This is a genomic window from Pseudomonas sp. NFACC13-1 (assembly GCF_900104425.1).
GTDB lineage: Bacteria > Pseudomonadota > Gammaproteobacteria > Pseudomonadales > Pseudomonadaceae > Aquipseudomonas > Aquipseudomonas fluorescens_AA.
This window is the reverse complement of record NZ_FMXV01000014.1, coordinates 1-12,000: the sequence shown is the minus strand read 5'-3', so window position 1 is coordinate 12,000 and position 12,000 is coordinate 1. Positions and strand designations below refer to the sequence as shown.

At 61.8% G+C, this 12,000-nt stretch carries 9 protein-coding genes; 2 read left to right on the top strand and 7 right to left on the bottom strand.

Annotated elements, in window-relative coordinates; genetic code table 11:
• Positions 1-86 precede the first annotated feature (86 nt).
• Positions 87-1,301, bottom strand: coding sequence for a phosphoserine phosphatase SerB (gene serB / locus BLQ55_RS17720; RefSeq protein WP_092205345.1), 1,215 nt, complete (start codon positions 1,299-1,301; stop codon positions 87-89).
• Between the two features lie 133 nt (positions 1,302-1,434).
• Between serB and BLQ55_RS17715 the strand changes: the two genes are divergently transcribed.
• The gene (locus tag BLQ55_RS17715; protein ID WP_092205344.1) at positions 1,435-2,949 is read left to right on the top strand and encodes an AhpA/YtjB family protein; all 1,515 of its coding nucleotides are present in this window, start codon (positions 1,435-1,437) and stop codon (positions 2,947-2,949) included.
• Between the two features lie 340 nt (positions 2,950-3,289).
• Here the strand turns inward: BLQ55_RS17715 and BLQ55_RS17710 are convergent, their stop codons facing one another.
• The 6 genes from BLQ55_RS17710 to BLQ55_RS17685 form a co-directional block, all read right to left on the bottom strand.
• The gene (locus BLQ55_RS17710; RefSeq protein ID WP_092255537.1) at positions 3,290-3,994 is read right to left on the bottom strand and encodes a PqiC family protein; all 705 of its coding nucleotides are present in this window, start codon (positions 3,992-3,994) and stop codon (positions 3,290-3,292) included.
• Between the two features lie 179 nt (positions 3,995-4,173).
• Entirely contained in the window at positions 4,174-6,438 is a 2,265-nt protein-coding gene (gene parC, locus BLQ55_RS17705) for a DNA topoisomerase IV subunit A (protein WP_092205342.1), read from the bottom strand.
• Between the two features lie 10 nt (positions 6,439-6,448).
• Entirely contained in the window at positions 6,449-6,970 is a 522-nt protein-coding gene (locus BLQ55_RS17700) for a retropepsin-like aspartic protease family protein (protein ID WP_092255534.1), read from the bottom strand.
• Positions 6,967-7,953: an esterase-like activity of phytase family protein gene (locus BLQ55_RS17695; RefSeq protein WP_092255531.1), complete on the bottom strand. Its 987-nt coding sequence runs from the start codon at positions 7,951-7,953 to the stop codon at positions 6,967-6,969. Before BLQ55_RS17695 ends, BLQ55_RS17700 begins: the two co-directional genes overlap by 4 nt.
• On the bottom strand, positions 7,953-9,857 hold the full coding sequence (gene parE / locus BLQ55_RS17690; protein WP_092205339.1) for a DNA topoisomerase IV subunit B: 1,905 nt from the start codon (positions 9,855-9,857) through the stop codon (positions 7,953-7,955). The genes BLQ55_RS17695 and parE overlap by 1 nt, the downstream gene beginning before the upstream one ends.
• A 41-nt stretch (positions 9,858-9,898) precedes the next feature.
• Positions 9,899-10,507, bottom strand: a complete 609-nt coding sequence (locus tag BLQ55_RS17685) for a YqiA/YcfP family alpha/beta fold hydrolase (RefSeq protein ID WP_092205338.1) — start codon at positions 10,505-10,507, stop codon at positions 9,899-9,901.
• Positions 10,508-10,882: 375 nt separating this feature from the next.
• Here BLQ55_RS17685 and BLQ55_RS17680 point away from each other — a divergent pair, with 375 nt between their 5' ends.
• Positions 10,883-11,365: a hypothetical protein gene (locus BLQ55_RS17680; RefSeq protein WP_092255528.1), complete on the top strand. Its 483-nt coding sequence runs from the start codon at positions 10,883-10,885 to the stop codon at positions 11,363-11,365.
• The last annotated feature ends 635 nt before the right edge of the window (positions 11,366-12,000 follow it).

The window sequence follows — 12,000 nt, the reverse complement described above, 5'->3', positions numbered from 1 at the left end:
TTTCCAAGACCAATTGAGTCTGAAGCGAAAGATCAAGATCAAAAGATCGCAGCCTTCGGCAGCTCCTACACAGGTAAGCGTCGGCCTTAAAGCTGCCCGTCACGATCCCTGAAGCCCAGCAAGTACAACACCCCATCCAGCCCCAGGGTGGAAATCGCTTGCCTGGCCGACTGCTTGACCAGCGGCTTGGCGCGAAATGCCACGCCCAGGCCCGCGATCGCCAGCATCGGCAGGTCGTTGGCGCCGTCGCCCACGGCGATGGTCTGCTCCAGGCGCAGGCCTTCCTTTTCAGCCAGTTCACGCAGCAGGTCGGCCTTGCGCTGGGCATCGACGATCGGCTCGACGGCCACGCCGGTGACCTTGCCGTCCACCACTTCCAACTCGTTGGCGAATACGTAGTCGATACCGAGCTTGGCCTGCAACTGCTTGGCGAAGTAGGTGAAGCCGCCGGACAGGATGGCGGTCTTGTAGCCCAGGCGCTTGAGTTCGGCGAACAGGGTTTCGGCGCCTTCGGTCAGCCGCAGGGAAGCGCCAATGGAATCCAGCACGCTGACGTCCAGACCTTTAAGCAGGGCCAGGCGCTCCTTGAAGCTGGCACGGAAATCCAGCTCGCCGGCCATGGCTCGCTCGGTGATGGCCGAGACCTTGTCGCCCACGCCGGCCGCCTTGGCCAGTTCGTCGATGACCTCGGCCTCGATCAGTGTCGAGTCCATGTCGAACACCGCCAGGCGGCGGTTGCGGCGGAACAGCGAATCTTCCTGAAAGGCGATGTCGACGTTCAGTTCCTGGGCCACGCTGAGGAATTCCGCACGCAACGCCTGGGGATCGGCCGGCTCGCCGCGTACCGAAAACTCGATACAGCCCTTGCCCTTGTCGGCCGGGGTGTCCAGCGGCATGCGCCCGGACAGGCGGTCGATGTGGTCGATGTTCAGGCCATATTGGGCGGTGATCGAGCTGACGCGCTGCAACTGCTCGGCGGTGACCTTGCGAGTCAACAGGGTCACGATATGGCGCTTCTTGCCCTGGCCGGCCACCCAATGCTGGTAATCGTCCTCGGACACCGGGGTGAAGCGCACCTGCTGGTCGAGCTTGTAGGCGGTGAACAGGATGTCCTTGAGCACGGACTTGCTTTGTTCGGCGTCCGGGATTTCAACCAGGATGCCGAACGACAGCGTGTCATGGATCACCGCCTGACCGATGTCGAGAATGTTCACACCACCCTGGGCCAGAACGCCGGTAATGGCCGCAGTCAGACCCGGACGGTCGCTGCCAGTGATGTTTATCAGGACGATTTCGCGCAAGGCGCACCCCCGCAGGTGGAAAAAAACCGCATTCTACCCACATTCAGTGACCATCGGGCACCGCCAGTGCTTTGCCGGTCATGGGCCTGTCGCTATACTGCGCGTCAATTTCACGGACAAAGAGCCGAGCTCAGTGAACCGGCCCACGCCAGTCAAAACCGACAACTTCTTCCTGCTGATCTTCCGTGCGCTGCGCCACCGTCGTGTGCCGATCGCGTTGCGCATTGCCAGCCATAACGTGATCCTGGTCGCCCTGGCCCTGGTCATCTATGCCTGTGTGATGGGTTTGCAGTTCAAGCAGGCGATGCACGAGCAGGCCGATGCCCTGGGTGAAAGCCTGACCACCCAGACCGCCACGTCCGCCACCGAGCTGCTGGTGTCCAACGACATCCTCAGCCTCAACGTGCTGCTCAACAACCTGACCAAGAACAAGCTGGTGGCCCACGCCGCCATCTACAGCGTGGACAACCGCATCCTCGCCGAGGCCGGCCAGCGGCCCAAGCCTGGCCTGCTGGGCGAGTCCGGCGGCATGTACCAGAGCAAGATCACCTTCCAGGACGTGACCGCCGGGCAACTGCGCATCAGCCTGGACATGGACCAGTTCCAGCAACCGATGACCATCAGCCTGCAAAGCATGGGCATTCTCAGCGCGATCCTGCTGGCCCTGGCACTGGCCCTGAGCCTGCGCCTGGGGCGGCACATCTCCACGCCGCTGCTGCAATTGCGCGTCTGGCTGCGGGACATCGACGAACACACGCCGGCCACCCAGCGCCAGGACGAGATCGGCGACCTGGCCCGGCAACTGCACGCCAGCTTCGCCCCGGAACCCGAGCCCCAGCCGGAACCTGAAGACCTCGACTACACGGACGACGATGCCGAGCCAGGCTTCGAAGTGCGTGACCTGCGCGACCCGGGCTTCGACGAAAGCCAGCCGATGCCGGCCTCCAAACCGGCCCCACGCCACGTGGTGCGCGCGGTGGAGGACGAGGAAGACGACGACGCCTTCGCCGACCTGCGTGACGAGTCGGTCAATGGGGCACCTCAGCCGGTCGCCAGGCCTGTGGCCTCGAACCTGCCCCAGCACAGCGCCGTACTGGCCGTGCAACTGGGCGCCCAGGATCAACTGCGTCGCCTGCCCCAGGCGCGCCTGAAGGAGTTGCTCGAGCGCTACCGCGACTGCCTCGACCAGGCCGCATCACTCTATCAGGGCGAATTGCACACCTTGAACGACGGCAGCACGCTGATGCTGTTCCACACCGAAGACAGTGGCGACGACTACCTGACCAATGCCATTTGCTGCGGTGAGTTGCTGCGCGCCTTGGGTCACCAGTTGCAGATCGAAGTCGCCGACAGCGGCATCACCCTGCAACTGCAGTTGGGCCTGACCTTGGGCGATGGCTTGTTCGGCTTGAGCCAGATCGACCTGCTGCTGACCGAAACCGCCCAGGACGCCCTGGCGCTGTCGCAACACAGCCGCAACCTGCTGCTGGTGGAGCGCAAGATCAACGACGACGCCCTGATCCGCCAGCGCGCGCGCATCCGCCCCATCGCCAGCCCCGAAGGCGCGTGTTGCGTGGAGCGCTTGATGGAGCCTTATCCATCGATGCTGGAGCGACAACTGGCGCGGATGCATGAGCGCCAGGCCTGAGTCCCGAGAAATGAAATAACGAAGCCCGCAGATGAGTGATTGTCTGCGGGCTTTTTTGTTGCCTTCAGCGCCGCCATCGCGAGCAAGCTCGCTCCCACAGGGGATCCCTGCAAGCCTCAGACCTGCTGTGGGAGATGAGTGATTGTCTGCGGGCTTTTTGTTGCCTGGGCCGGCCTCATCGCGAGCAGGCTCGCTCCCACAGGGAGATGTCTGCCGGTCTCAGACCCAGTGTGGGAGCGAGCTTGCTCGCGATAGGGCCGGCCCAGGCACGAGAGATCCAACCGGCAGAAACGACAAAGCCCGCATCAACGCGGGCTTTGTCGTGTATCCGGTCCAACCGTCAGAACCTGAACACTTCCATGTCCGTACGAATCGGCAAGGCCATGGGAATCTTGTCCTTTTCCTTCTCTACCGGTTTGGCCGGGGCTGGCGCGGCCTTGCGGGGCACTTCGGCGACAGGCGGCTGGTTGGCCAGGGGCTTGAGCGACACCGACAGCTGTTCGGCCAGGCGTTGCAGCAGCACGCCCTGGGCCTGGACCTGTGCCGCCGTGGTGCCGGCATGTTGCTCTTGCAGATGAACGATGCGGTTCTCGCGCACCTTGCCACGACGGTCGATCAACCGCCATTGGGCATCGAGCACTGCCGGCTGGGCCTTACCCGAGTCCAGGCGGGTAATCGACAGCAGTACCTGCACATCCGGGGTGAAACCCTGGGTCGCCGGTGCCAGCACCACGCGCTGGCTGTCCAGGTGCCCGGCGAGCTGGCGCAACAGCAACTGATCGATGTCGGAGGACAGGCTGCCGGCCCAACGGCCGTCAGTGGCGGCTTGCAGGCTGCCGTCCGGTTGGCGTTGCAACAAGGTTTCACGCTGCAGGTAGTCAGCGATCAGAACCGGGCCGAGCAATACGGCCATGCCTGTGCTTTGCGCAGGCTGGGCCGGGGTTCCGCTGTCCAGTTGGTACAGCGACACCGGCTGGTTCATGCTGCAGCCCGCCAGGCCAAGCAGGCCGGCGAGCCACAAAATAGGGAGGCGCAGAGCAGTCATCGTTCCGTCCAGGTGGCAGCCACAAGGCTTGCCACAGTGAAAAAATACTCGGTCAATGTGAAGAACGCTCGGCTACGCCGGCGCTTGAAAGGGCCTATCATCCGTGAATATGCGCGCCGACTCCAGCGCGAAAGCATCGATCTGCGGCATTTAATCGCAGACCGAGCCCTCTACTACGCCTAATTGAGGTTTTCGACGAGCAGCGCATCGACCCGCTGAAATCCCCTCGGAAGCTTGTTGCCCCGCCGACCACGTTCACCCTTGTAATGCTCAAGATCGTCCGCCTTCAACGAAAGCGTACGCTTTCCTGCCTGTAGCACAAGCGTGGCGCCCTCCGGCAACACTGCAATATCCGTGACATATTCCTCACGACTGGCGACCCGTTCGCCGGGAATGCCGATAATCTTGTTGCCCTTGCCTTTGCCCAACTGCGGCAAGTCGCTGATCTTGAACACCAGCAAGCGACCTTCGGTGGTCACCGACGCCAGCCAGTTGTTCTCCCGATCGGCCACCGGGCGCGGCGCAATCACCTTGGCGTTGTTCGGCAGACTCAACAGCGCCTTGCCCGCCTTGTTCTTGGCTTGCAGGTCCTCGCCCTTGACCACGAACCCGTAACCCGCGTCCGACGCAATGACGTACAGTCCATCATCATCAGGCATCAGCACACATTCAAAAGTTGCACCCGGTGGAGGCGTTAATCGACCGGTGAGCGGCTCGCCCTGGCCGCGAGCCGACGGCAAGGTATGCGCCGGCACCGAATAGCTGCGCCCGGTAGAGTCGACGAACACCGCAAACTGGTTGGAACGCCCGGCCGCCAGGGCCTTGAAACCGTCCCCGGCCTTGTAGGAAAGCCCCGTCGCGTCAATATCATGACCCTTGGCGGAACGTACCCAGCCTTTTTCCGACAGCACGACGGTGACTTTCTCGTTCGGCAGCAGATCGTGCTCAGTCAGGGCCTTGGCTTCGGCGCGCTCGACGATTGGCGAACGCCGGTCGTCGCCATAGGTTTCGGCGTCCTTGAGCAGCTCGGTACGTACCAGCTTCTTGAGCTTGGCTTCGCTGCCCAGCAAGGCTTGCAACTTGGCCTGTTCCTTGAGCAGTTCATCCTGCTCGGCGCGCAGCTTCATTTCTTCCAGGCGCGCCAACTGCCGCAGGCGGGTGTCAAGGATGTAGTCGGCCTGGATTTCACTCAGGTCAAAGCGCGCGATCAAGCTGGCCTTGGGGTGCTCCTCGGTGCGGATGATGTGGATCACTTCATCCAGGTTGAGGTAGGCAATCAACAAGCCGTCCAACAGGTGCAGGCGGCGCTCGACCTTGTCCAGGCGGAATTGCAGGCGCCGGCGCACGGTCTTGACCCGGAACTCCAGCCATTCCACCAGCAATGCCCGCAGGTTTTTCAGCTGCGGCTTGCCGTCCAGGCCAATGATGTTGATGTTGACCCGATAGCTGGACTCCAGGTCGGTGCTGGCGAACAGGTGCTGCATCAGCGCGTCGTGGTCGACCCGGCTGTTGACCGGGATGATCACGATGCGGCAGGGGTTTTCATGGTCGGATTCGTCGCGCAGGTCCGCCACTTGCGGCGCTTTCGACGGTTTTGCCTGCATCATCGCGGCAATCTGCTCCAGGACCTTGGCTCCGGAGACCTGATGCGGCAGCGCCGTGACAATGATGTCGCCGTCTTCGATGTGGTACACGGCGCGCATGCGCACCGAACCGCGACCGGTCTCGTAGATCTTCAGCAGGTCGGCGCGCGGGGTGATGATTTCGGCTTCGGTCGGATAGTCCGGCCCCTGGATGTGCTCGCAGAGCTGTTCCACCGTGGCTTTCGGCTCGTCCAGCAGACGCACGCACGCCGTGGCCACTTCCCGCAGGTTGTGGGGCGGCACGTCAGTGGCCATGCCCACGGCGATGCCGGTGGTGCCATTGAGGAGGATATTGGGCAAACGTGCTGGCAGAACCAGGGGTTCGTCGAGGGTGCCGTCGAAGTTCGGCCCCCAGTCCGCGGTGCCCTGGCCCAGCTCGCTGAGCAGCACCTCGGAATAGCGCGACAGCCGCGCCTCGGTGTAACGCATGGCCGCGAAGGACTTGGGATCGTCCGGCGCACCCCAGTTACCCTGGCCGTCCACCAGTGTGTAGCGATAGCTGAACGGCTGGGCCATCAGCACCATGGCCTCATAGCAGGCCGAGTCGCCGTGGGGGTGGAACTTGCCGAGCACGTCACCGACGGTACGCGCCGATTTCTTGTGCTTGGAATCCGCATCCAGCCCCAGCTCACTCATGGCATAGATGATCCGCCGCTGAACCGGCTTCAAACCGTCGCCGATGTGCGGCAAGGCACGGTCCATGATCACGTACATGGAGTAGTTGAGGTAGGCATTTTCGGTGAAGTCAGCCAGCGATCGGCGTTCTACGCCGTCTAAGCTGTCTGCAAGAATGTCGCTCATGCGGGCCTCATCAGTTCGTTGTCTGGCGCAGCAGCATGGTGCCGTCGCGCTGGGTAAATTCAAGTTTGTTCAAGGCGCTCATGCCCAGCAGCACTTGCGTGCCACCCAGGCCGGGCGCTACCAGGGCACGGACATCGCGCAAGACGATGTCGCCCAATTGCAGCCGGTCGACGCGGGTACGGTAGCCTTCGCTCACACCATTGGCGGTGCTCAAGGTCACGCCGAACCCTTTTTCCAGCTTGAGGCGCTCGGCCAGCTCCATCGGAATCGCCACGTCAGTGGCACCGGTGTCGAGCATGAAGTCCACCGGCTGGCCGTTGATCTGGCCGCTGGCGACGAAATGCCCCTGTTGATTGCCGACCAGCTTCACCTCGATAAAACCTTCACCTTTTTGCGAATACACCTGGGTATTGGGGTTTTGCTGGCGCTGCTCCCATTGGGCAAAAAACCGCGTCGCCAGAAACAGCGCGGCGCACCAGGCCAGGATCATCAGCACCCGGCCGGCGCGCTTGCCCGGCATCTGCTGGCTCACGGCGAGGCACTCCAGCCACCCTCGGGCGCGGCGAAGCGCCAGACGATTGGCCGCTGTTCACCATCGGCCCGCTTGCCATCGTTGTTGTCCAGGCCGATCCAGGCCCCCTCGGCATCCACCACCAGTGCTTCGGCCAGCCCGTAGGCCTGGGGATAACGGCGGTTATCCTGCAACGCCTCGGCGGCGAACGACCAGCAACGCTCGACCTGGGCGGTCCGCGGGTCACGCCGGCAGATCTGATAGGCGTTGCGTTCCAGGGTAAACAGCTTGCCATTGAACAATGACAGGTCCGCGAAATCCCGCGGAACCGCCTTGGCCTTGGGGAACTGCGCCGGCTGCATCTCCCGTCCGGCTTCGCTCAGCAACACGCAATTGCCATCGCAGTCCCACACCGTCTGCTGACGCTTGATCAGCAGCAGGCCGCGACGTTCGCGCTCGGCCGCCAACCACAGCTGGTCACCGGCCGGGTTGATCGCCAAGCCTTCGAACAACGCATTGAAATGCAGCAACATGCCGCTGGCACGGGCCTGGCGGATCAGGGTGGGGGCGATTTTCAACCAGGACGCGGGGCCCGACGGCGGCACCTGCAATACCGCGGCATAGGACTCACTGACCACATAACGGTTGCCGACGCTGTCACAGCTGATGCCTTCGAAATCCAGCTCACCACCACGCAGGAACGACGCCGCCCAGGTCCGCGAGCTCAAGCCCCAGGGCAAACCGTTGTCCGGCACCTTCGGCACCTCGATTTCAACCACCTCGGCCTGCCAGACCGGCGCCTCGGAGGGTGCGAGGCGATAGATGCGGTCATCGTCGCGATCGGACACCGTCCACATCTCGCCGCCGCACAGCGCCAGCCCGGACAGGTTGCCGCCGCGCATGCCATCGACGGCGTGCTCGGAGAGCAGCTTCAGTTCCGGCGCAGGTCCCGCGGCTACCACCCCCGCCCACAGCCACAACGCCAGGGCGAACCCGTTGCGCATCAGGCCAGCACCTCGGCCAGGTCCCCTTTGGATTCGAGCCAGGACTTGCGGTCGCCGGCGCGCTTCTTCGCCAGCAACATGTCCATCATTTCCGAGGTCGCTTCGAAATCATCCAGGGTCAACTGCACCAGCCGGCGAGTGTTCGGATCCATGGTGGTTTCGCGCAACTGCGGCGGGTTCATCTCGCCCAGGCCCTTGAATCGGGTGACCTGCGGCTTGCCACGTTTCTTCTCGGCCACCAGGCGATCGAGGATACCGTCGCGCTCGGCTTCGTCCAGGGCGTAGTAGATTTCCTTGCCCAGGTCGATGCGGTACAGCGGCGGCATCGCCACGTAGACGTGACCGGCGTCCACCAACGGGCGGAAATGCTGGACGAACAAGGCGCAGAGCAACGTGGCGATGTGCAGGCCGTCGGAGTCGGCGTCGGCGAGGATGCAGATCTTGCCGTAGCGCAGCTGGCTCATGTCCTCGGCGCCCGGATCGACGCCGATGGCGACGGCGATGTTATGCACTTCCTGGCTGGCCAGCACTTCGCTGCCGTCCACTTCCCAGGTGTTGAGGATCTTGCCCCGCAACGGCAGGATGGCCTGGAACTCCTTGTCCCGCGCCTGCTTGGCCGAACCACCGGCGGAGTCACCTTCCACCAGGAACAGCTCGGAACGCATCGGGTCCTGCCCGGCGCAATCGGCCAGTTTGCCCGGCAAGGCTGGCCCCTGGGTGATGCGCTTGCGCTCGACCTTCTTGCTCGCCTTGAGACGGCGGCCGGCGTTATTGATCGCCAGCTCCGCCAGGGCCAGGCCGGTTTCCGGGTTGGCATTGAGCCACAGGCTGAACGCATCCTTGACCACACCGGAAACAAACGCCGCCGCCTCACGGGACGACAGGCGCTCCTTGGTCTGGCCGGAAAATTGCGGTTCCTGCATCTTCATCGACAGGACAAAGGCAATGCGTTCCCAAACGTCTTCCGGCGCCAGCTTCACGCCACGGGGCAGCAGGTTGCGGAACTCGCAGAACTCGCGCATGGCATCGAGCAGGCCCTGGCGCAAGCCGTTGACGTGGGTGCCGCCCTGGGCCGTAGGGATCAGGTTGACGTAGCTTTCCTGGACACTTTCGCCACCTTCGGGTAGCCACAACAGCGCCCAGTCCACCGCTTCCTTGTTACCGGCCAGGCTGCCGCAGAACGGCTCGTTGGGCAGGCGCTCGAAATCGTTGACCGCGTCCACCAGGTAAGAGCGCAGGCCGTCTTCGTAATGCCATTCGACTTTCTCGCCGGTGGCCTTGTCCTCGAAACTGACCAGCAGCCCCGGGCACAACACGGCCTTGGCCTTGAGCACGTGCTTGAGGCGGGTCACGGAGAATTTCGGCGAATCGAAGTACTTCGGGTCCGGGGCGAAATACACGCTGGTCCCGGTGTTGCGCTTGCCGACCGTGCCGACCACTTCCAGCTCGGTGGCCTTGTAGCCGTCGGCGAAAGTCATCTGGTATTCGTTGCCATCACGCTTGACCCGCACCCGCACCTGGGTCGACAAGGCGTTGACCACGGAAATACCCACCCCGTGCAAACCGCCGGAGAACTGGTAGTTCTTGTTGGAAAACTTGCCGCCGGCGTGGAGCTTGGTGAGGATCAGCTCGACGCCCGACACACCCTCTTCCGGGTGTATGTCCACCGGCATGCCGCGACCGTCATCGCTGACTTCCAGCGAGTGATCGGCGTGCAGGATGACCTGCACCGACTTCGCATGCCCGGCCAAGGCTTCGTCGACACTGTTGTCGATGACTTCCTGGGCGAGGTGGTTCGGCCGACTGGTGTCGGTGTACATGCCGGGGCGCTTGCGCACCGGGTCGAGGCCCGAGAGGACTTCGATGGCGTCTGCGTTATAAGAGCTAGCGCTGGGAGTGGCCATGGGGTCTCGTCGTCAGTGTTCAATGAAAAAGGGGCGACGGCTCACAGCGAGGTGAAGTCGATCGCCTGGTACAAATCGGCGCCAATGCCGGCAAAACTCAACAGCGCCGGCAACTGCTGGGCAAACCCTTGGAAACTGTGGTCGCCGCCGGCCTGGATGCGCAAGGCACAGGCGCGGTAATACTGCTGGGCGTGGCGATAATCCAGCGTTTCGTCACCGGTTTGCAACCATACCTGATACCGCTGCGGATCCCGGGGCGCCGGCACTTCCAGCTCGGCCAGGGCCGTCACGTGGTCGTGGGTCAATTCCCAGGTTTCGTCGGTGTACAAGTTCTTCTGCGTACCCAGGTAACCGTCGAACATCCGATGCGGGCTGACGGCCGGGTTGACCAACAGGGCCTTGAGGCCGTGGCGCTCGGCCAAGTGAGTCGCATAGTAGCCGCCGAGCGAGCTGCCGACCAGCAGCGGCCGCCCCAGTTGTGCAATCGCCTGTTCCAGCTGACCGATGGCTTGGCGGGGGTGATGGTGCAGGGCTGGGACTTGTAGACGGTCGCTCAGGCCCAATTGCGCCATTACTTTGATCAACTGACTGGCCTTGGTCGACGCTGGGGCGCTGTTGAAGCCGTGAATATAAAGGATAGAACCCGACATTGCCGACTCCCTGGGTGCTGGGCAAAGGCCGGAGTTTACAGGGAGTCCGGGGAGGTCTGGGGCGTTTTGAACAACATTTCGTCTTCGTGGCGAGGGAGCTTGCTCCCGCTGGCTACGCAGTAGCCATGCACTCTGAGCGCTCTCCTTCTACGCCGCCGACGTGGCTGAATACTCCACTGCCTGACAACCATTTCAATGCGATGTTTTTGCGTCACTGCGTACGGCCCGTGCCGCTCTGTGGGTGGACAGGAAGAATGAAAGACCGTTCGTCACGACTGTTATTCCTTACAGTTTAATTCTAGGCGACACCAGAGCCATATGTACGACGGTTGCGTTCACAACCATAAACAATCTCTCAAAAAAAGGAGAATCGCCATGAGCAACAGCACACTCGGCTCTTGGAATATAAAAGCCTTTATTGATAATCGGCAATTCACCCCACCAGATCATGCTAAATCCCGTTACGAGGAAGCCTTCTTCAGGATGGACATCGGGAGCACTTTAGATATAGATGGAAAGGATTACTATGAGGTTACTGACATAACTGCCACATGGCGAATCAGCCATAACTTTGACTACGAAATTTACTTTAAGCAGGTTCAACCTCCCACGACTGCTTCAAGTTCTGGATCACGCCCGCCCCCCAAAGAAAACAATCAAGACATTCAACCCATCGAAATAGATCGCGACACCGTCGAATTCATGTTTTTCCGCGACGCAACCTTTATCGAGTCAAACCTGTCAAAAGGCGACACACTTATTATCAGCGCTATAGAGTACAAAATATTACATACCCGCTTTCAATTTGACAACGAAACCGCTAACTACTGGATATATCAGGTCTGTCTTAGACCGTGATTTGTCATCCCACTAAACAGGCCAAGCAGGGGTTCAGAGCAATTCAAGGCAATATTTACTGAAATTTCAACTAACCATAGATTGTCTGGCTGTACTCTGACCATTGTGGGAGCGAGCCTGCTCGCGATGGCGGCCTAGCGGATTGTATGTTTTGACCGTGTACATATCCATTTCTTCGGTAACGGCCACTTAGGGTTCCGCCCTGACGGCGGGTCACTTTCGAAAAGCGCGAAAGTAACCAAAGCGCTTTTGCCCCACCACTTGGTGCCTCGCCTAGGCTCGGCATGCCCGAACGCAGGAATTGCTCCGTGGGCCGCCGCGAAGGGCCATCCATGGCCCAGCGCGGCTACCTCGGCATCCATGCCGAGGTGCCCACTGCGCAATGCCTGCGTTCGGCCAGCGTGGTTAACGGGGCGCCGAGATCAACGTCCTCCGCGAGGCGGCCTGATAGCCGGCCTGGTTTAGGGTGATCGCGTTTCCCCTGTGGGAGCGAGCTTGCTCGCGATGGCGGTGGAACAGCTTGCATGAGCGTTGGATGTGCCGCTGTCTTCGCGAGCAAGCTCGCTCCCACAGTTGGATTCCGGCTAGAAGTACAGCCGCCAGAGACAGGTCGGCTATAAGCTTGCCTTTTCGTT